Origin of the sequence: Polaribacter sp. PL03, assembly GCF_033875165.1 — a bacterium.
GTDB lineage: Bacteria > Bacteroidota > Bacteroidia > Flavobacteriales > Flavobacteriaceae > Polaribacter.
Window position 1 is genome coordinate 79791 of sequence record NZ_JAWZSV010000002.1, and the last position, 20194, is coordinate 99984.

The 20194-nt window shown below is 29.1% G+C and carries 19 protein-coding genes; 15 read left to right on the forward strand and 4 right to left on the reverse strand.

All coding sequences use genetic code 11. The annotated features are described in order from the left end of the window. Positions 1-35: 35 nt before the first annotated feature. Complete coding sequence (gene rocD, locus SHK09_RS03590; RefSeq protein ID WP_319809412.1) at positions 36-1310, forward strand: ornithine--oxo-acid transaminase; 1275 nt, start codon at positions 36-38, stop codon at positions 1308-1310. Positions 1311-1431: 121 nt separating this feature from the next. Further along, positions 1432-1875 carry a hypothetical protein gene (locus SHK09_RS03595; RefSeq protein ID WP_319809413.1) on the forward strand — a complete coding sequence of 148 codons (444 nt, stop codon included), beginning with the start codon at positions 1432-1434 and terminating at the stop codon, positions 1873-1875. A 69-nt stretch (positions 1876-1944) separates the two neighbouring features. Here the strand turns inward: SHK09_RS03595 and SHK09_RS03600 are convergent, their stop codons facing one another. Together SHK09_RS03600 and SHK09_RS03605 are read right to left on the reverse strand one after the other, a co-directional pair. After that, positions 1945-4542, reverse strand: coding sequence for an AsmA-like C-terminal region-containing protein (locus SHK09_RS03600; protein WP_319809414.1), 2598 nt, complete (start codon positions 4540-4542; stop codon positions 1945-1947). A 115-nt stretch (positions 4543-4657) separates the two neighbouring features. Further along, a complete protein-coding gene (locus SHK09_RS03605) occupies positions 4658-4981 on the reverse strand; it encodes a YbaB/EbfC family nucleoid-associated protein (RefSeq protein WP_319809415.1) in 324 nt (107 codons plus the stop codon). Between the two features lie 139 nt (positions 4982-5120). Between SHK09_RS03605 and SHK09_RS03610 the strand changes: the two genes are divergently transcribed. The 13 genes from SHK09_RS03610 (at position 5121) to hisIE (ending at position 18083) form a co-directional block, all read left to right on the forward strand. After that, positions 5121-7235 (forward strand): S9 family peptidase, encoded by a 2115-nt coding sequence (locus SHK09_RS03610; RefSeq protein ID WP_319809898.1) that lies wholly within the window; start codon positions 5121-5123, stop codon positions 7233-7235. Positions 7236-7381: 146 nt separating this feature from the next. Further along, positions 7382-8380, forward strand: coding sequence for a PLP-dependent cysteine synthase family protein (locus tag SHK09_RS03615; RefSeq protein WP_319809416.1), 999 nt, complete (start codon positions 7382-7384; stop codon positions 8378-8380). Between the two features lie 87 nt (positions 8381-8467). Then, positions 8468-9715 (forward strand): pyridoxal phosphate-dependent aminotransferase family protein, encoded by a 1248-nt coding sequence (locus SHK09_RS03620; protein ID WP_319809899.1) that lies wholly within the window; start codon positions 8468-8470, stop codon positions 9713-9715. Between the two features lie 343 nt (positions 9716-10058). Then, a complete protein-coding gene (gene hisG / locus SHK09_RS03625) occupies positions 10059-10916 on the forward strand; it encodes an ATP phosphoribosyltransferase (protein ID WP_319809417.1) in 858 nt (285 codons plus the stop codon). Then, positions 10917-12200: a histidinol dehydrogenase gene (gene hisD / locus SHK09_RS03630; protein ID WP_319809418.1), complete on the forward strand. Its 1284-nt coding sequence runs from the start codon at positions 10917-10919 to the stop codon at positions 12198-12200. Positions 12201-12241: 41 nt separating this feature from the next. Continuing rightward, the gene (gene hisC / locus SHK09_RS03635) at positions 12242-13291 is read left to right on the forward strand and encodes a histidinol-phosphate transaminase (RefSeq protein WP_319809419.1); all 1050 of its coding nucleotides are present in this window, start codon (positions 12242-12244) and stop codon (positions 13289-13291) included. A gap of 1 nt (position 13292) precedes the next feature. Further along, the gene (hisB, locus tag SHK09_RS03640; RefSeq protein WP_319809420.1) at positions 13293-14429 is read left to right on the forward strand and encodes a bifunctional histidinol-phosphatase/imidazoleglycerol-phosphate dehydratase HisB; all 1137 of its coding nucleotides are present in this window, start codon (positions 13293-13295) and stop codon (positions 14427-14429) included. A gap of 54 nt (positions 14430-14483) precedes the next feature. After that, on the forward strand, positions 14484-15065 hold the full coding sequence (gene hisH / locus SHK09_RS03645) for an imidazole glycerol phosphate synthase subunit HisH (protein WP_319809421.1): 582 nt from the start codon (positions 14484-14486) through the stop codon (positions 15063-15065). A 7-nt stretch (positions 15066-15072) separates the two neighbouring features. Next, a complete protein-coding gene (locus tag SHK09_RS03650) occupies positions 15073-15453 on the forward strand; it encodes a RidA family protein (protein WP_319809422.1) in 381 nt (126 codons plus the stop codon). Between the two features lie 56 nt (positions 15454-15509). After that, entirely contained in the window at positions 15510-16247 is a 738-nt protein-coding gene (hisA, locus tag SHK09_RS03655; RefSeq protein WP_319809423.1) for a 1-(5-phosphoribosyl)-5-[(5-phosphoribosylamino)methylideneamino]imidazole-4-carboxamide isomerase, read from the forward strand. A gap of 1 nt (position 16248) precedes the next feature. Beyond that, positions 16249-17004 (forward strand): imidazole glycerol phosphate synthase subunit HisF, encoded by a 756-nt coding sequence (gene hisF / locus SHK09_RS03660; RefSeq protein ID WP_319809424.1) that lies wholly within the window; start codon positions 16249-16251, stop codon positions 17002-17004. A 15-nt stretch (positions 17005-17019) separates the two neighbouring features. Continuing rightward, positions 17020-17484, forward strand: coding sequence for a GNAT family N-acetyltransferase (locus tag SHK09_RS03665; protein WP_319809425.1), 465 nt, complete (start codon positions 17020-17022; stop codon positions 17482-17484). Continuing rightward, the gene (gene hisIE / locus SHK09_RS03670) at positions 17484-18083 is read left to right on the forward strand and encodes a bifunctional phosphoribosyl-AMP cyclohydrolase/phosphoribosyl-ATP diphosphatase HisIE (RefSeq protein WP_319809426.1); all 600 of its coding nucleotides are present in this window, start codon (positions 17484-17486) and stop codon (positions 18081-18083) included. The genes SHK09_RS03665 and hisIE overlap by 1 nt, the downstream gene beginning before the upstream one ends. Before the next feature lie 3 nt (positions 18084-18086). Here the strand turns inward: hisIE and SHK09_RS03675 are convergent, their stop codons facing one another. Beyond that, complete coding sequence (locus SHK09_RS03675) at positions 18087-18581, reverse strand: hypothetical protein (protein ID WP_319809427.1); 495 nt, start codon at positions 18579-18581, stop codon at positions 18087-18089. Between the two features lie 88 nt (positions 18582-18669). Beyond that, on the reverse strand, positions 18670-20166 hold the full coding sequence (locus tag SHK09_RS03680; protein ID WP_319809428.1) for a hypothetical protein: 1497 nt from the start codon (positions 20164-20166) through the stop codon (positions 18670-18672). Positions 20167-20194: the final 28 nt, after the last annotated feature.

The window sequence follows — 20194 nt, forward strand, 5'->3', positions numbered from 1 at the left end:
TGGTTATTTAATTATAAACATTTAAAACGAAAAAAATGGCTGTTTTAGACAAACTTACATCGCAACAAGCGATAGAATTAGAGAGTAAACATGGTGCACATAACTATCATCCACTTCCTGTGGTTTTGAGTAAAGGTGAAGGTGTATATGTTTGGGATGTTGAAGGAAAAAAATATTACGATTTCTTGTCTGCTTATTCTGCAGTAAACCAAGGGCATTGTCATCCTAGAATTGTAGATGCAATGGTAGAGCAAGCAAAAACCTTAACGCTTACTTCGCGTGCATTTTATAATGACATGTTAGGAAAGTATGAGAAGTATGCAACAGAACTTTTTGGTTTTGATAAGCTTTTACCAATGAATACGGGTGCTGAAGCTGTAGAAACAGCTTTAAAAATTGCCAGAAAATGGGCGTATGAAGTAAAAGGTATTGATGAAAATAAAGCTGAAATAATTGTTTGTGAAAACAACTTTCATGGTAGAACTACTACTATTATTTCATTTTCTAATGATCCTGTAGCTAGAAAGAATTTTGGTCCATACACTAAAGGATTTATTAAAATTGAGTATGATAATTTACAGCAATTACAAGAAACTTTAGAAAGCAGTAATAATATTGCTGCATTTTTAGTGGAACCAATACAAGGTGAAGCGGGTGTTTTTGTACCTTCGGATGGTTATTTAGCTGCTGCAAAAAAGATGTGTGCAGACCATAATGTGTTATTTATTGCAGATGAAGTACAAACTGGTATTGCTAGAACGGGACGTTTATTAGCTACTTGTGGTAACTGTTCTTGCCCAGAGAAAAACTGTTCTGGTACACCAGAAGTTAAACCAGATGTTTTAATTTTAGGAAAAGCTTTAAGTGGAGGAGTATATCCTGTTTCTGCTGTTTTAGCAAATGATGCTGTTATGAATGTAATTGGCCCTGGAAACCATGGTTCTACATTTGGTGGAAATCCTATTTCTGCAGCTGTTGCAATGGCGGCTTTAGAGGTTGTTGCAGATGAAAAATTAGCAATAAACGCAGATAGATTAGGAGCTATTTTTAGAGCAGAATTAACTGAATTTTGTGAAAACAATCATTTAGTAGAATCTGTTAGAGGTAAAGGGTTGTTAAATGCTATTTTAATAAATGATTCTGAAGACAGTTCTACTGCTTGGGATATTTGTATGAAATTACGTGACAACGGTTTACTTGCAAAACCAACACATGGTAACATTATTCGCTTTGCGCCACCTTTAGTAATGACAGAGGAGCAATTAATGGATTGTATTGCGATTATTAAAAACACAATTTCTGAGTTTTAGAAATAACATTATATAAATTATATATTTACAAAGTCACAAATTTTATTATTTGTGGCTTTCTTTTTTGTTAAAATTTAAAATTGACTATTTTTGAGATTCTTAACTAACAAAATAAATTACTATGCAAAATGCAATTACAGAATTAGAAGAATTAACTTTAAACGGAGCTTCTAGAAGTTTTTTAAAAGAAACAGCTAAATGGTGTAAGTTTTTATCTATAATGGGCTTTATTTTTACAGGTTTAATGCTTGTTGGTAGTTTCTTTATTGGTGCACTTTATGAAAATTTACCGCAAACACAAGCAATGCCTTTTAATGTTGGTGGAATGATGACTGGGTTTTATTTAGTTTGTGGTCTTATTTACATTTTTCCAATCTATTATTTATATCAGTTTTCTGTAAAAATGAAAAAAGCATTAATATCTAAGGATAATGATGTTTTAGCAAAGGCTTTCGAAATGTTAAAATCTCATTATAAATTTATAGGAGTCTTTACTATTATAATTTTATCTATTTATATTTTAGCTGCAGTTGTTGGTATTATTGGTTTGGTTGCTTCATCGTAAATAAAAATTATTACAGCAAAAAAAAACGGAAGCAATTTGCTTCCGTTTTTTTTTCTCTTTAAACTGAGTTTATTTTTGCTTAGTCGTATCCTTTTTCTTACCAAATAAACCACCTAAAACATTTTTTATTTTGTCTTTAGTTTTGTCGTTTGTTTTTGTAGAATCTTTTTTAGTTCCATTAGAAAGTAAATCTTTTAATTTATCTTTTCCTTGGTTTATTAAGCTCTGTTTTTGCTTTTCTATAATGTTTTTCATTAAATCTGCTGTTGCATTTTTAATGTTAGAAGAGAAGTTAGGGCTAGAAAAACTACCTGTTAGTGTTCCGTTTACAGGAATGCTTTTTACTTCTGCAGCATCTTTTGGTGTTAGTTTTGCTAAAGCAGTTGTAACTGTACTTCCTAAATATTTTACAGGAACATCGAAAGTAATATTATAATTCATTGTATTATCGAAACCATGTTTACCTCCAATTTTTATACCAATATCATTATAGTTAAGGTTAAAAGGTTTTAGACTTACTTCACCATTATTAAAAGTAAACAAAGCACTTACTTCATTTAAATTTAGTTTACTAACATCTAAAAAATCTACTTTAGAACCTAGTAAACTTAGCATTTTAGAATTACTAGGTTTTAGTTTGGTATTTAATAATTGACCTAATAAATCTCCTGAAATAGATTTTAAATCTGGCGTCATATCATCCCCTAAATTTCCCGAAACTTTAATGGTAGAATTTATTTTACCTTCTATAGTTTTTGCAATAGGAGCAATGGCTTTTAACATTTCTAGATTACTAAAAGAATCTGCAATGTTTAGTTCTTTTAGATTCAAATCCATATTAAATTTAGATTTTGCTCCTTTAGTAGAAACAACTCCGTTAAAGCCTATATTACCACCAAAAATATTTGACTTTAAGTCTTTTAAGTTTACTGTTTCATCTTTAATTAAAACACTACCAGAAACGTTTGTAAGATTAATATTGTCGTAAATTACTTTCTTTGCTTTTGTATTTAAGGTAATGTCTAAAAAAGCAGGAATTTTTAAGCTAGAAGATTCTTGTGTTTTAGCTGTAGTATTGCTTTTTGCTAAAAAATCGTCTACTTTAAAGGTATTAGAATTTAGATTGAAGTTTCCTTTTAATTTCTGGTCTTTAAACAAGAAGCCATAAAAGTTTTCTAGATTTCCTTGAATTGCCAAATCTGAAGAACCTGTTTTTGCATTAAATTCTTCTAGTTTTATGGTATTTGTGTTGAATGTAACGGAAGTTTTATCAATAAAAAACGGATTAGCAACATCATCTCCTTTATATTTAAAGTTAGAAACGGTAATGTTTCCTTTATTTTTTATGTTTTGATAGTTTCCTTTTTCAATAGAATTCATATCAAAATTTGTAATAACATCTGCTTTTAAAATACCTTCTAATTCGTTTTCTAAAGCAATAGGGTAGACTTTGCTAATATTATCTAAGTTGATGCTTCCTTTAGCTTCTATATTTATTTTAGCATTTTCTGTTAGATTTGCAACCTTACCACTTGCACTAAAAACATCTTTATCTATCTTAAAAGAAGTGTTGTTAATAGCAACGTATGTATCTTTAATTAAACCTGTTTTGTTAATAATATTGGCATCGATATTTATATTATTTACAGCTTTTGGTAAATCTGCATATTTAAACATGGCATTTTTAGAGATAAAAGAAATGTCTAAAGTTGGTATTGTAGTTTTAGAAAGTGTTCCTTTAACAATTCCTTTTAAGTCAAAATTTCCTTCTGTTTTTATGGTGTTTAAATTTCCTGCATATTGTTTTGGTAATAAGGCAAGTAAGTTTTTAAATGAAGAAGTTGGCGTTTTAAACGTCATGTCATATAACTGATTTTCTTCTACTAATTGAATAAAACCATTAAACTCTAAAGGTAATTGGTTAATGTAACCAGTATTTTCTTTAAATGTGTATTTCGAGTTTTTTAGGTCGATTCCTAAAACGGCATCTAATTTTACATTTACATCCTTTAGATAATTTACGTTGTCCATATCTAAAGAAACTTTAGCAGTAGATTCTGTATCTAAATCTAAAATGTCTTTTTCGAAGTTACCTTTACCAGTGTGATAAATGCTGTCAATTGCTAATTTTATTTGAGAGTTTTTATCAAAATAACTAAAATCTACATCTTCTAATTCGTACTCTTTTATAGCTAGAGATAATGAGTTTTCTGAAGTTTCTGCTGCAGTATTGCTTTTCTTAGCAATATCATAATTACCAAGATTATCCTTATTAAAGATGATGTTTAACGCACCTTTAGCTACAGTAATACTATTAATTTCTAAGGTTTCTGTTGAACTTTTAAAAAGCTCTGTAATATTTAGTTTTAAATTTAATTCTTCTGAATTAAATAAAGTATCTCCTAAAAAAGGTGCTTTATTAGCGATTACAAGATTATTTACTTTTAGGCTAGCTAAAGGAAAATTTCTTAATAAACTTAAATCTGTATCTTTAAAAGTTACTGTTGCATTTATGTTATTATTAACTGTTTTAGCAACCATTTCTACAATTTTATCTTTAAATAAAAAGGGTATAGAAATTAATGCAATTAATAAAACTAAAAAAATAGAAACAGTCCATTTAAGTATTTTCTTTCCTAAAGATGATTTCTTTTTTTCTTCTATCATAATCAATATTATATTTATAATGCAAAAATACCTCTTTTGCAAGAGGTATCTTAGTTTAAATAATGTTAAAACTAACTCAAATGAGTTTTAGTAAATTGTAATAAAAATAGTTACGTTATTTAAACATATCCATTCCTGGTATATTTGGCATATTTGTTTTTGCAGCAGCAGCCATTTCATCTTCGTTAATTTTAGATGCTTTTGCAATTGCTTTATTTAAGGTAATAATTAAAAAATCTTCTAATTCTTCTGCGTCTGTAAGTAAAGAATTGTGAATAGAAATATTTTTTATTTCTCTATTTGCTGTTAATGTGATTTTAATTTTATTGTCTGCAGAAGCTTCATCAATTAAAACAGAATTTAATCTTGTTTTTGTTTTTTCAACTTCTTGTTGCGCATCTTTTAATTTATTCATCATTCCAGATAAGTCTCCAAACATGTTTTTTTATTTTAAAAATTAAGTTGGTTGCAAATTTAGTAAATTGTAATGATACTTAAATCAACTAAAAATGAGAAAATTATTTACTACAACCATCATTTTATGTCTTATTTTTGCAACCGCTTGTAAAAATGAAACCATGAAGAATACAGATGCGAAAGCACCTATTGCAGAGAAACAACCAACAAAATTAGAAAAACACGGAGATGTAAGAATAGATAACTATTTTTGGATGCGTTTGTCTGATGAACAAAAACTTGGTGACGTTAAAGATGATCAAACGAAAAAAGTAGTTAAATACTTAGAAGAGGAAAATGCATATCACGATAAAGTAACAGCGTTTTCTAAGAATTTTGACGAGAATTTGTTCGAAGAAATGAAAGGCAGAATTAAAGAAGATGATTCTTCTGTGCCATATAAAGACAATGGTTATTTTTATATTACGCGTTTCGAAAAAGGAATGCAATATCCTATTTATAGTAGAAAAAAAGACAATTTAGAAGCAGAAGAACAAATAATGTTTAATGTAAATGAGTTGGCTAAAGATTTCGATTATTTTCAATTAGGTGGCTTAAATATTTCGAACGATAATAAATTAGCAGTTTACGCGACAGATACAATTAGTAGAAGACAGTATTTTTTAAGAATTAAGAATCTAGAAACTGGTGAAATTTATAAAGACATTATAGAGAACACTACTGGTGGTTCTGTTTGGGCAAACGATAACAAGACTATTTTTTATACAAAGAAAGATCCACATACATTAAGAAGCGAGAAGATTTTTAGACATGTTTTAGGAACACCAACTTCAGAAGATATTGAAGTTTTTCATGAAAAAGATGAAACTTTTGGTACTTATGTAACAAAATCGAAATCAGATAAATATATTATTATAGGTTCTCATAGTACTGTTTCTACAGAAGCTCAATATTTAGATGCAGACAATCCTACAGGAGAGTTTACAATGTTACAAGCTCGTGAAAGAGATTTAGAATATAGTGTTTCTCATTTTGGAGACGACTTTTATTTACTTACAAATAAAGACAATGCCATCAATTTTAAATTGATGAAAACCCCTGTTTCTAATACAGAGAAAGAAAATTGGGTAGATGTAATTCCGCATAGAGAAGATACGTTATTAGAAGATTTTTCAATATTTAAAGAATATTTAGTTTTAGAAGAACGTACAAACGGATTAAATAAAGTTAGAATAAAACGTTGGGACAATTCTGCTGATTATTACTTGCCTTTTGATGAAGAAACATATTCTGTTGGTGTATATTCAAATCCAGATTTTGATACACATGTTATTCGTTATGCATATAATTCGATGACAACACCAGCTTCGATTATCGATTTTAACATGAGTGATAAATCGAAAGAAATTAAAAAAGAACAAGAAGTTTTAGGAGGTAAATTTAATAAAGAAAACTACATAAGTAAACGTGTTTGGGCTACAGCAAGAGATGGAAAAAAGATAGCTATTTCTTTGGTGTATCATAAAGATACAAAGTTAGATGAGCATACACCATTGTTACAATATGCATACGGTTCTTACGGTTATACAATTCCAGACGGTTTTTCTACAACACGTTTAAGTTTATTAGACAGAGGTTTTGTCTATGCTTTAGCACATATTCGAGGGAGCGAGTATTTAGGTAGAAACTGGTATGAAGATGGTAAGATGTTACAAAAGAAAAACACTTTTACAGACTTTATAGATTGTTCTAAATATTTAATAGAAAACAAATATACTTCAGAGAAGCATTTATATGCAATGGGAGGTTCTGCAGGAGGTTTATTAATGGGAGCGATTGTTAATATGAATCCGGAATTATATAACGGAATTATAGCAGCTGTTCCTTTTGTAGATGTAATTTCTACAATGTTAGACGATTCTATTCCTTTAACAACAGGAGAGTATGACGAGTGGGGAAACCCAAATGATAAAGAATATTACGATTATATAAAATCGTATTCACCGTATGATCAAGTAGCATCTAAAGCGTATCCTAATATATTAGTAACTACAGGTTTTCATGATTCTCAAGTACAATATTGGGAGCCAGCAAAATGGGTTGCTAAATTAAGAGAGTTAAAAACAGATGGTAATATATTGTTATTAAGAACAAATATGGAAGCTGGTCATGGAGGTGCTTCTGGTAGATTCGATGCATTAAAAGAAACAGCTAAAGATTATACGTTTTTATTAGCATTAGAGAACAAAATAGATGCAGATTTAATTAAGCTATAAAATCAATTTTATATTTCAAAACGATAATGTACTTTTGCAGTCGATAAAAAGACTATTAAGCGTCATTACAAGTGTAAAGAAGCAATCTTTTTAAGATAAGATTATTTCGTCTTACTATTGTAATGACGTTTTATATATGTATTAGAATGACAAAAAATAACGGAATTAACAATAGTATCTTAGAATTAGTAGGAGAAACACCGCTAATAAGACTTAATAAAATTACAAAGAAATTAAAAGGATCTTATTTTGCTAAAATAGAGGCATTTAATCCTGGTCATTCTGCAAAAGATAGAATTGCTTTGCATATTATTAATGATGCAGAAAAGAAAGGAATTCTTAAAAAAGGAGCAACTATTGTAGAAACTACTTCTGGTAATACCGGTTTTAGTTTAGCAATGATTAGCTTAGTAAAAGGATACAAATGTATTTTAGCAGTAAGCGATAAATCTTCACAAGATAAAATAGATTTACTTAAAACGATGGGTGCAGAAGTACATGTTTGTCCAGCAAATGTGGCGCCAGAAGACCCAAGATCTTATTACGAAGTAGCAAAAATTATACATAGAAAAACAAAGAACTCTGTTTATATCAATCAATATTTTAATGAATTAAATATTGAAGCACATTACAGAACCACAGGACCAGAAATTTGGGAACAAACAGGTGGTAAAATAACGCACTTGGTTGCTGCAAGTGGAACTGGAGGAACAATTTCTGGTGCAGGTAAATATTTAAAAGAACAAAATCCTGCTATTAAAATTTTAGGTGTAGATGCAATAGGATCTGTACTTAAAAAATTCCATGAAACTGGTGAGTTTGATACAAATGAAATTAAACCATACAAAATAGAAGGTTTAGGAAAAACATTAATTCCAACAGCTACAGATTTTGATGTAATTGATGTCTACGAAAAAGTATCTGATAAAGAATCTGCATTAGCAGCAAGAGAAATTGTAAAAAAAGAAGGTTTATTTTGTGGGTATACAAGTGGTGCTGTAATTCAAGCAACTAGACAATACGCTGCAATGAATTTCTTTGATGAAGATAGTTTTGTTGTGGTTATTTTTCCAGATCATGGTTCTAGATATATGAACAAAATTTACAGTGATTCTTGGATGCAAGAACAAGGTTTTTTAGACTAAAAAACTCATATGTATTCTACATTAATACTCAATTGCATAAACTGTTAAAATTCGTTAACTTTGCAAATTGTAAAAACAGAAGGTAAAATGACGACAGATTTATTTGATAGAATAGTAAAAGATAAAGGTCCATTAGGTAAATGGGCAGATAAAGCAGAAGGATATTACGTGTTCCCTAAGTTAGAAGGCCCTATTTCTAATAGAATGTCTTTCAACGGAAAAAAAGTAGTTACTTGGAGTATAAATGATTATTTAGGTTTAGCAAACCATCCAGAAGTATTAAAAGTTGATGGAGAAGCAGCCTTAGAACATGGTATGGCTTACCCAATGGGTGCAAGAATGATGTCTGGTCATACACCTTTACACGAACAATTAGAAGTAGAGTGTGCAGAATTTGTAGATAAAGAGAAAGCATATTTATTAAATTTTGGTTACCAAGGTATAATGTCTGCAATAGACGCTTTGGTTACAAAAAACGATATTATTGTTTATGATATGGATACACATGCTTGTATTATAGATGGTGTTCGTTTACATTCTGGAAAGCGTTTTGTATATCGTCATAACGATATGGAAAGTTTTGAAAAAAATATTAAACGTGCCGCTAAAATGGCAGAAAAAACTGGTGGAGGAATTTTAGTTATTTCTGAAGGAGTTTTTGGAATGCGTGGAGAACAAGGACGTTTAAAAGAAATTGTAGCTTTTAAAAAAGAATATAATTTTAGATTATTAGTAGACGATGCTCATGGTTTTGGAACGTTAGGTAAAGACGGAAAAGGAACTGGTTTTGAGCAAGGAGTTCAAGATGATATTGATGTATATTTTGCAACTTTTGCAAAATCTATGGCAGGTTTTGGTGCTTTTTTAGCAGGAAATAAAGATGTAATTCAGTTTTTACAGTACAACATGCGTTCTCAAACGTTTGCTAAATCTTTGCCAATGGCAATGGTTAAAGGTGCTTTAAAACGTTTAGATATGTTACGTACAATGCCAGAATTAAAAGAAAAATTGTGGGAAAACACAAGAAATCTTCAATCTGGTTTACGTAATGCCGGTTTCGATTTAGGAACTACGCAAACATGTATAACGCCTGTATTTTTAAAAGGAGATATTCCTGAAGCAATGGCAATGGTAAATGATTTAAGAGAAAATCATGGTATTTTCTGTTCTATTGTTGTGTACCCTGTAATACCTAAAGGATTAATTATTTTAAGATTAATACCAACAGCAACACATACGCAAGAAGATATAGATGAAACTATTACTGCTTTTTCTGCAATTAGAGAGTTGTTAGAAAATGGTACTTATAAAAAGATTGCAGCCTCTATGATGTAATTTTTACTTAATTTATAATTTAAGAAACCAAACATTCGTGTTTGGTTTTTTTTTAGTTTAAAAGTTAAAAATCTAACAAATACTAAGAAATTGATAAATTTTGAAGTTCTATTAAAATTTTATAGTTTTTGTTTGGATTACATTAAATAAAATTAAGATATTTGCATATAAGAAACAAAGACATGAATTTTATTCAATTACATCATCATCATTTTTACAATTGCAGTCAAGCGATCTAAAAGTGTATTGAATAAAATCAAAATATTTAGAAACCCGTTTGAGCAAATCAAACGGGTTTTTTAATTTTAAACCGTATTTGCTCAAGCATCAAACAAAACAAAAAATGAGTAATTTAAGAATTGCAGTACAGAAGTCAGGAAGATTAAATGAAGATTCAATGAGAATCTTAAAAGACATTGGTATATCTATAGACAATGGTAAAGATCAACTAAAAGCATCCGCAAGAAATTTTCCGGTAGAAGTTTTTTATTTAAGAAACGGAGACATTCCACAGTACTTAAGAGATGGAGTAGTAGATGCCGCTATTATTGGTGAAAATGTTCTAATTGAAAAAGGAAGTGATTTAGAATTTGTAGAGCGTTTAGGTTTCTCTAAATGTAAAGTTTCTATAGCTGTACCTAAAGAATCTGAAGCAAATTCTCTTAAAGATTTAGCAGGTAAAAGAATTGCAACTTCATACCCAGAAACAGTAAAGAAGTTTTTAAAAGAACAAAATATAGATGCACAGTTACACACTATTAATGGTTCTGTAGAAATTGCACCAAATATTGGTTTAGCAGACGGAATTTGTGATATTGTTTCTAGTGGAAGTACTTTGTTTAAAAACGGTTTAAAAGAAATAGAAGTTTTATTTAAGTCTGAAGCAGTTTTAGCTGTTTCTCCTAAGATTTCTGAAGAAAGAAAAGCAATTTTAAATAAAATTCAATTTAGAATTCAATCTGTTTTAAAAGGACAAGATTCTAAATACGTTTTACTAAACGCACCAAATGATAAGTTAGATGCTATTCTAAATTTATTACCAGGTATGAGAAGTCCTACAGTTTTACCTCTAGCAGAAAAAGGTTGGAGTTCTGTACACACAGTAATTTCTAAAAATCAGTTTTGGGAAATTATAGACGGCTTAAAGGAAAATGGAGCAGAAGGTATTTTAGTTTGCCCTATTGAAAAAATGGTATTGTAAATGAAAACAATTCTAAATCCATCAAAAAAAGATTGGAATAAAATCTTAGAAAGACCAACAAAAACAGTTGATGATATCGAAAGTATTGTGAACGAAGTTTTTGCTGATATTCAAAAAAATGGAGATACAGCTGTAAATAAATACACTCAAAAATTTGATGGTGTTTCTTTAGAAAGCAATATTGTTTCTATTAATGAAATAAAAGAAGCAATCGATTTAGTTTCTAATGAATTAAAGGCAGCAATTAATCTAGCAAAAGAAAACATAACGAAGTTTCATGTAGCTCAAAAAACAGAAAAAGTTTTTGTAGAAACAGTAAATGGAGTAGAATGTTGGCAAGAAAAAAGACCTATTCAAAAAGTAGGTTTATATATTCCTGGAGGAACAGCACCATTGTTTTCAACAGTTTTAATGTTAGCAATTCCTGCACAAATAGCAGGTTGTAAAGAGATTGTGTTGTGCTCTCCGCCTAATAAAGAAGGAAAAATTCACCCAGCAATTTTGTATACTGCAAATCTTTGTGGTGTTACAAAAATTATTAAAGTTGGTGGAATACAGGCAATTGCAAGTTACACGTTTGGTACAGAGACTATACCGCAAGTTTATAAAATATTTGGTCCAGGAAATCAGTTTGTAACAGTTGCAAAACAATTGTCTACAAAACATGGTGTTGCTATAGATATGCCAGCTGGCCCAAGTGAATTATTAGTAGTTGCAGACGATTCTGCAAATGCGAGCTATGTTGCATCAGACTTATTAAGTCAGGCAGAACACGGTGCAGATAGTCAGGTTATTTTGGTATCAACATCAAAAGAATTAATTACAGAAGTAGAAAAAGAAATTGAAAAACAAATTTTAGTTTTACCAAGAGTTACGATTGCACAAAAAGCAATTAATAATTCGAAATCTATTTTTGTAGAAAACGATGAGATAGCATTAGAATTAATTAATGAATATGGTCCCGAACACTTTATTGTTTGTACAAGTAATAATGATTTTTATATAGATAATATAGAAAATGCAGGTTCTGTTTTTATTGGTAATTATACGCCAGAAAGTGCAGGAGATTATGCTTCTGGAACGAATCATACATTACCTACAAACGGATTTTCTAAATCGTATTCTGGGGTAAATTTAGATAGTTTTACTAAGAGTATTACTTTTCAGAAAATATCTAAAGAAGGTATTAAAACAATAGGAAGCTCTATTGAATTAATGGCAGCAGCAGAAGGATTAGACGCACATAAAAATGCAGTTTCAATTCGTTTAAAAGATTTAAAATAATATATTAAATGTCTCCTCGAGCGCAATCGAGAGGTTTTATTATGAAAACTAAATTCAATTTAAATAATCTAATTAGAGAAAATATTAAGTCTCTAAAACCATACTCTTCTGCACGAGATGAGTATAAAGATGTAACTACAGACGAAATGATTTTCTTAGATGCTAATGAAAATCCTTTCGAAAATGGTGTAAATAGATATCCAGATCCGCAGCAAAACAATGTAAAAGATTTATTATCTGAAATAAAAGGAGTTGCTAAAGAAAACATTCTTTTAGGAAATGGTAGTGACGAAGTTTTAGATTTAATTTTTAGAGCTTTTTGTGAACCTAATAAAGATAACATTATCACATTGCCACCAACGTATGGTATGTATGATGTTTTGGCAAATATTAATGCAATAGAAAATAAAAGAGTTTTACTTACAGAAGATTTTCAACCAAAAGTAGAGCATATTTTAGAAGCTGTAAATACAAACAGTAAAATATTGTTTTTATGTTCTCCAAACAATCCTTCAGGAAATAGTTTTTCATCAGAAAGTATAGAAAAATTATTGAATAGCTTTAAAGGATTAGTTGTTATAGATGAAGCTTATATCGACTTTTCTGAACAAAAAAGTTGGATAGAAAAATTAGAAGAATTTCCTAATTTAGTAATTACACAAACGTTGTCTAAAGCCTATGGTTTAGCAGGAATTAGATTGGGTGTTTGTTATGCTTCCGTAGAAGTCATAGCAGTTTTAAATAACATAAAACCACCATATAACGTAAACGAATTAACGCAGCAAAAAGCATTAGAACGTTTACTTAAAATTGATGAAGTTAAAAAGGAAGTTTCAGAAATAATGAATCAAAGAGATTTGTTATTAGAATCTTTAAAAGAAGTAAATTTTATAAATACAATTTATCCTACAGATTGTAATTTTGTTCTAGTAAAAGTAGACGATGCTACAAAACGCTACAATCAGTTAATTAAAAAAGGAATTGTAATTAGAAACAGAACAACACAACCTTTGTGTGAAAATTGTTTGCGATTTACTATTGGAACAGAAAGAGAGAATAAAAAGTTGTTGCAAGTTTTAAAAGAAATTTAAGATGAAAAAAGTATTATTTATAGACAGAGACGGAACTTTAGTTTTAGAACCACCTGTAGATTATCAACTAGATAGTTTAGAAAAGTTAGAATTTTATCCAAAAGTTTTTCAATATATGGCAAAAATTGCTAATGAGTTGGATTATGAATTGGTTATGGTTACCAACCAAGATGGTTTAGGTACAGATAGTTTTCCAGAAGATACTTTTTGGCCTGCTCAAAATAAAGTAATGTCTGCTTTCGAGAAAGAAGGTGTTATTTTTACAGAAGTTCATATAGATAAAACTTTTCCGCATGAAAATGCTGAAACCCGTAAACCAAGAACAGGTTTGTTAACCAAGTATTTTTCTAAAGAATATGATTTAGAGAATTCGTTTGTTTTGGGAGATAGAATTACAGATATGGAATTGGCTAAAAACTTAGGATCTAAAGGGATATTTTTATCTGAAGATTCTGAATTAGGAGCTGATGAAATTGAAACATCTAAACAAGAGATTTTAGATTGTATTGCGTTAACAAGTACAGATTGGAAAGCAATTTATGAGTTTTTGAAGCTAGAAGATAGAGTTTCAGAAATTACAAGAAATACCAACGAAACAAAAATTTATATCAAACTAAATTTAGACGGTTCTGGTAAAAATGATATTTCTACAGGTGTTAAGTTTTTCGATCATATGTTAGATCAAATTGGTCGTCATGGTGCAATGGATTTAACGGTAAAAGTTGATGGAGATTTAGAAGTTGATGAACATCACACAATAGAAGATACTATGATTGCTTTGGGTGAATTATTTCATAAAGCATTAGGTAATAAATTAGGTATAGAACGTTATGGTTTCTGTTTGCCAATGGATGATTGTTTAGCGCAAGCGGCAGTAGATTTTGGAGGAAGACCTTGGTTGGTTTGGGATGCAGATTTTAAACGAGAAATGGTTGGTGATATGCCAACAGAAATGTTTTTACATTTATTTAAGTCGTTTACAGATGGCGCTAAATGTAATTTAAACATTAAAGCAGAAGGCGCAAACGAGCATCATAAAATTGAAGGGATTTTTAAAGCTTTTGCAAAAGCGATGAAAATGGCTGTAAAAAGAGATGCTAATAAGATGTTTTTACCATCTACAAAAGGAGTGTTATAAAATAGCTTTATGCTGTTAGTTATTTACTAATAGTTAAAAGCCAAAAGCATAAAAATGAAAGTAGTAATTATAGATTACGGAGCAGGTAATATTAAAAGCATTCAGTTTGCATTTAAACGCTTAGGCGTGGATGCAGTTTTATCAAATAATATTGATGAAATAAGAGCTGCTGATAAAATAATTTTCCCTGGAGTTGGAGAAGCAAGTTCTGCTATGAAAATGCTACAAGAAAGTGGCTTAGATAAAGTAATACCAACATTAAAACAACCAGTTTTAGGTATCTGTTTAGGAATGCAACTAATGTGTAATTCGTCTGCAGAAGGAAATACAAAAGGACTTGGAATTTTTAATGTTGCTATAAAGAAGTTTTCGAATGCAGTTAAAGTTCCACAAATGGGTTGGAATGTAATTTCTGATTTAAAATCTGATTTATTTAAAGGAATTAACAATAAAGAATTTATGTATTTGGTACATAGTTTTTATGCTGAAAATTGTAGTGAAGCAATTGCAACAACAGACTATGAATTTGAATATGCATCAGCTTTAAAAAAAGATAATTTTTACGGAGTACAATTTCACCCAGAAAAGAGTGGTGTAGAAGGAGCAAAAATTTTACAAAACTTTTTAAACCTTTAATTAATCTATGGCAAGGCAATTAATAAGTTCTGGTTCTTCGTTTGAAAATGAAATGGGTTATTCTAGAGCAGTAATTGAAGGAGATTGGGTTTTTGTTTCTGGAACAACAGGTTTTAATTATAATACAATGACTATTGCAGAAGATGTTGTTAACCAAACAGAACAATGTTTTAAAAATATAGAAGAAGTTTTAGAACAAGCAGGTACTAGTATGAATAAAATTGTACGAGTAACATATATTTTGCCAGTTGCCTCAGACTTTAAAAAATGTTGGCCTGTATTAAAAAAATATTTAGGTGATATAAGACCTGCTGCAACTATGTTTTCTGCAGGATTGTATGATTCTCGTATGAAAATTGAAATTCAAGTTACAGCATTAAATAAATAATTACAATAAAATATACTTTTAGCTAATTGTTAGCTAAAAGTGAAAAAGCTTAAAAAATGAGAATAATACCAGCTATAGACATTATCGACGGAAAATGTGTTCGTTTAACAAAAGGAGATTATAACACAAAGAAAATTTATAATGAAAATCCGTTAGAAGTTGCTAAAGAATTTGAAGCCGCAGGTATTGAATATTTGCATGTAGTAGACTTAGACGGTGCAAAAGCTAGTAAAATTATAAATCATAAAGTATTAGAACAAATAGCTTCTAAAACTAATTTAAAAATTGATTTTGGTGGTGGTTTAAAATCTGATAAAGATTTAGAAATTGCATTTAATTCTGGTGCTAATCAAATAACTGGAGGAAGTATTGCTGTAAAAAATAGCGAAATTTTTGAAAGCTGGATTGCTAAATATGGTTCAGAAAAAATTATTTTAGGAGCAGATTTTTATCCTGATAATTCAGGAGGAAAGATTGCAACAAATGGTTGGCAAGAAGAAAGTACATTAGAATTAATTCCTTTTATTTCTAATTATCAACAAAAAGGAATACAGTATGTAATTTGTACTGATATTTCTAAAGATGGTATGTTACAAGGACCAAGTTTCGAAATTTATCAACAGATTTTATCCGAAGTAAAAAACGTTAAACTAATTGCTTCTGGTGGAATTTCTACTTTTAATGAATTGCCTAAATTAGCAGAAAATGGTTGTGAAGGTGTTATTATTGGAAAAGCAATCTATGAAAATAAAATTAGTTTAAAACAATTAGAAAACTTTATAATTAGCAAATAAGATGTTAACAAAAAGAATAATACCTTGCTTAGATATTAAAAACGGAAGAACTGTAAAAGGTGTTAATTTCGTAAATTTAATAGATGCAGGCGATCCTGTGGTTTTAGCAAAACAATATGCAGATTTAGGAGCCGATGAATTGGTGTTTCTAGATATTTCTGCAACATTAGAAGGCAGAAAAACCATGTTAGAGATGGTTTTAAAGGTTGCTGAGCAAGTTAATATTCCGTTTACAGTTGGTGGAGGAATTTCATCTATTGCAGATGTAGATTTGTTGTTAAAATCTGGTGCAGATAAAGTTTCTATAAATTCATCTGCTATAAAAAGACCAGAATTGGTGAATGAATTGGCAGAAAAATTCGGAAACCAATGTGTTGTAGTTGCAATTGATGCAAAACAAATTGATGGCGAATGGATTGTACATTTGGCAGGAGGAACAATTCCTACTGAATTAAATTTGTTCGATTGGGCAAAAGAAGTAGAAAAACGTGGCGCAGGAGAAATTTTGTTTACTTCTATGAATAATGATGGTACAAAGGCTGGTTTTGCAAATGAAGCTTTGGCAAAATTATCTACAGAATTAAATATACCAATAATTGCTTCTGGTGGTGCAGGAACGGTTCAACATTTTATAGATACTTTCGAAATTGGAAAATCGGATGCAGCTTTAGCAGCGAGTGTTTTTCATTTTGGAGAAATACCAATTTTAGAACTTAAACAAGAGTTAAAAGAGAATAATATTCCTGTTAGACTTTAGTTTTAAAGAATATAAATGATGACGGAATTACAAATTAAAAAATATGAAGATAAATATCATAAAGAGTTTAAAGAGATTTCTTTAAATTGGCTTCATAAACATAATTTGTATGAAAAAGCAGATGATGATTTATTAGATAATCCTCAAAAATTTTTAGAGAAAGGAAGTGTTATTTTTTTAGCACATTTAGATTCAAAAATTATTGGAACAATTAGTTTAATTCCTGTTAATGATAATACCTTTGAAATTTTAAAGTTAGGTGTTGTAGATGGATATAAAGGTTTGGGAATTGGTAGGAAATTAATGCAAACTTGTATTGATATTTGTATTAAGAAAAATGTAAAAACAATTACATTAGAATCGAGTAGTAAATTAGAAAGTGCTTTAAGGTTATACGAAAAGTTAGGTTTTAAGCATATAGAAATAGTAGATACACATTTTGAGTCTGCTGATGTAAAAATGGAGTTAAAATTAAAATAATGACAATAGATTTCAATAAAAATAACGACGGTTTAGTACCGGCAATCATTCAAGACGCAACTACAAAAAATGTGTTAATGTTGGGGTATATGAATGAAGAAGCGTTTGCAAAAACGCAAGAAACAAAATTAGTTACTTTTTTCTCTAGAACTAAAAAACGTTTGTGGACAAAAGGTGAAGAAAGCGGAAATGTATTGAATTTAGTAGATATAAAACTAGATTGCGATAACGATACGTTGTTAGTTTCTGTAAACCCAAATGGACCAACATGTCATAAAGGTTCAGATACTTGCTGGAACGAAGAAAATAAGCAGAATTACGGTTTCTTTAGTACTTTAGAAGATGTTATAACAGAAAGAGTTGCGAACAAAGACACTAAAAAATCTTATGTAGCAAGTTTATTTGATAAAGGCATTAACAAAATTGCCCAGAAAGTAGGAGAGGAAGCAGTTGAAACTGTTATTGAAGCGATGGATAATAATGATGAATTATTTTTATATGAATCTGCAGATTTGCTTTTCCATTACTTAATGTTGTTGCAAGCTAAAGGTTTTACATTAAAAGATATAGAAACAGAGTTAAAGAAAAGACAGAAGTAAAAATTATAAGGACGATTTGAAAATTATAGTTTTTCCGTAATTAGGTGCTTCGCCACTTGTAAAAACCATTCTATCTTCACTAAGTTCTTCTAATTCAAGTATAAAAAAACGTGTTCTAAATTTATCATTAAAATTTTCTCCTCTACTAACATTTAAGTAAACTTTACCAATATCTTCATAAAATTGATAAGTTAAGGTAGCTTGCTGATCTGTAGGGGTATTATAGAAACAAGAAATATTGCCAAGTGAAGCTTTTGCTTCGTCTTTATTATAAAAAAAAGTGAATTCATCATCTGTGTAACAATCGTTAAATTCACTTAATGAGTTCGTTTCATAATTTTGAAAAAAACTTTCAATTACCCATTTTTTAGAACTATTTGCATGTAGTTTTTGTAAATCTTTTAAAGTATATCTAACGTCTATTTCATCATTATCTTTACTACAATTGTAAAGAAAGGAAGTTAAAATAAGTAACGTTATCAAGGTAATATGTTTCATAATACAATTTTTAAGTTTCAATAAAAATAAAATCAGCTCAACTATTATGCCAAGTATTTTTTTGGGAATATAGATTATTAAAAAAAGATTAATTATTAATAAGATTTAAAGTGATTAAATATATATCTTGTTTGGTCATTTTTGCTTTTAACCAAGCAAAGAAGCTTATCATAAATACATCTTCTTTTTTTGTATCAATCCAACTAAAAGATCTTTCTACCTTCTCTTTAAATTCTTTTGAAGTTGCTATGTCTGGGTTTCTGTAATAGATTTCTACAAGCTTTAAATAGGTAATTACTCTTTCTTCATTAATTTCAGATAAGTTTGTAAAGTAGTTTCTTTTAAAACTTTGTAATCTAGAATCAACCAAATCTATATTACCTAAATCTATTTGTAATAAGATTTCAATTAAGTTCTTTTTAATTGTCCAAACAATTCCTGCTTTTTCAATGTACCACTTATCTGTATGGTAAAATTGTGAAAATATCTTTTGAGCTTTATCTAAAGATTTATGCTGATAATAAAAAACTATTAATGAGAGTGCAATATCTAATTGAGCAATGGTATCTATGTTTTTTTTATCTATATAAGGCTGTAATAAAGTAATTGCATTCTCTTGATTTTTAGAGTAATTAAGGTTTAAGGCAAGTAATAAATCATGTTTAGAAGCAAAATCTGAATAGTATTTTTGTCTTTTTTCATTCATATAAAACTGCATTAAATCTAAATATTGTAGCGATATATTAAACTTTTTATTTCTAAAAAGAACATTGGCAATAAGGTATAGTACTTCTATGTGGTAGTATAGTTGCTTTTCTTTAGAAGTATGATTTTTAATAACCTGGTAAGTGTTTATAATAAATGGTTCAATATTATAGTAATCAAACTTTTGAGCTGATGATATACTTGTAATTTGAATAATTTGATACAATGATTTAAATGATAAAGAGTCTGATATTGTAATCTGATGTTCCTCTAATACATTTTCAATAAGTTGTTTTATATCTAAATTAGATTTGTTTTGTTGATAATCTACTAGAGATTTTCTAATCTGTGCATAGGTTATGTTTAAATTATCTTCTAATAATAATTGTTGCTGATTTTCCTTAAAATCAATAATTAAACGATGTAGGTTTAAGCTTTTATTTAAATGAGCAAACTGAATTTTAGTATGATAAATTTCATTTAAGATAGAAAAAAGTTGATGTTCATTGGCTATAATTATTGTTTTATCTAAAACTTGATACCCAACTTTAACTTGTCCTTTTTGGAGAAAATTTCTAGCAGAAAGAATATATTTTATCAACTTTATGTCTATTGAGTTTTCTTCTTTCATACTCATATTTGCAGTAAAATCTATTAAAGACTGAAATAATCTTTTTCTTAAAGCATGTAATGCAGGCTTATTCTGTTTTCTGTAGAGTATGTTAGAAATTTCTGAAGAAGATAAATTATCTGATAGTATAAGTTTTACTAATAAACAGTCTTTTGCGTCTTTCCTTTTATTTTTTTTATCAAGATATAGTAGAAAATCTTGTTGTTGTTCATTAGTAAAAGTGCTTAATATCTCTTTTAAATTTATCATTATATCGTCAGTAAATAGATTGTAAATT

Coding starts and splice junctions, on each gene's coding strand:
- rocD (WP_319809412.1), top strand. CDS start 36: ATGGCTGTTTTAGACAAACTTACATCGCAACAAGCGATAGAATTAGAG.
- SHK09_RS03595 (WP_319809413.1), top strand. CDS start 1,432: ATGCAAAATGCAATTACAGAATTAGAAGAATTAACTTTAAACGGAGCT.
- SHK09_RS03600 (WP_319809414.1), bottom strand. CDS start 4,542: ATGATAGAAGAAAAAAAGAAATCATCTTTAGGAAAGAAAATACTTAAA.
- SHK09_RS03605 (WP_319809415.1), bottom strand. CDS start 4,981: ATGTTTGGAGACTTATCTGGAATGATGAATAAATTAAAAGATGCGCAA.
- SHK09_RS03610 (WP_319809898.1), top strand. CDS start 5,121: ATGAAGAATACAGATGCGAAAGCACCTATTGCAGAGAAACAACCAACA.
- SHK09_RS03615 (WP_319809416.1), top strand. CDS start 7,382: ATGACAAAAAATAACGGAATTAACAATAGTATCTTAGAATTAGTAGGA.
- SHK09_RS03620 (WP_319809899.1), top strand. CDS start 8,468: ATGACGACAGATTTATTTGATAGAATAGTAAAAGATAAAGGTCCATTA.
- hisG (WP_319809417.1), top strand. CDS start 10,059: ATGAGTAATTTAAGAATTGCAGTACAGAAGTCAGGAAGATTAAATGAA.
- hisD (WP_319809418.1), top strand. CDS start 10,917: ATGAAAACAATTCTAAATCCATCAAAAAAAGATTGGAATAAAATCTTA.
- hisC (WP_319809419.1), top strand. CDS start 12,242: ATGAAAACTAAATTCAATTTAAATAATCTAATTAGAGAAAATATTAAG.
- hisB (WP_319809420.1), top strand. CDS start 13,293: ATGAAAAAAGTATTATTTATAGACAGAGACGGAACTTTAGTTTTAGAA.
- hisH (WP_319809421.1), top strand. CDS start 14,484: ATGAAAGTAGTAATTATAGATTACGGAGCAGGTAATATTAAAAGCATT.
- SHK09_RS03650 (WP_319809422.1), top strand. CDS start 15,073: ATGGCAAGGCAATTAATAAGTTCTGGTTCTTCGTTTGAAAATGAAATG.
- hisA (WP_319809423.1), top strand. CDS start 15,510: ATGAGAATAATACCAGCTATAGACATTATCGACGGAAAATGTGTTCGT.
- hisF (WP_319809424.1), top strand. CDS start 16,249: ATGTTAACAAAAAGAATAATACCTTGCTTAGATATTAAAAACGGAAGA.
- SHK09_RS03665 (WP_319809425.1), top strand. CDS start 17,020: ATGATGACGGAATTACAAATTAAAAAATATGAAGATAAATATCATAAA.
- hisIE (WP_319809426.1), top strand. CDS start 17,484: ATGACAATAGATTTCAATAAAAATAACGACGGTTTAGTACCGGCAATC.
- SHK09_RS03675 (WP_319809427.1), bottom strand. CDS start 18,581: ATGAAACATATTACCTTGATAACGTTACTTATTTTAACTTCCTTTCTT.
- SHK09_RS03680 (WP_319809428.1), bottom strand. CDS start 20,166: ATGATAAATTTAAAAGAGATATTAAGCACTTTTACTAATGAACAACAA.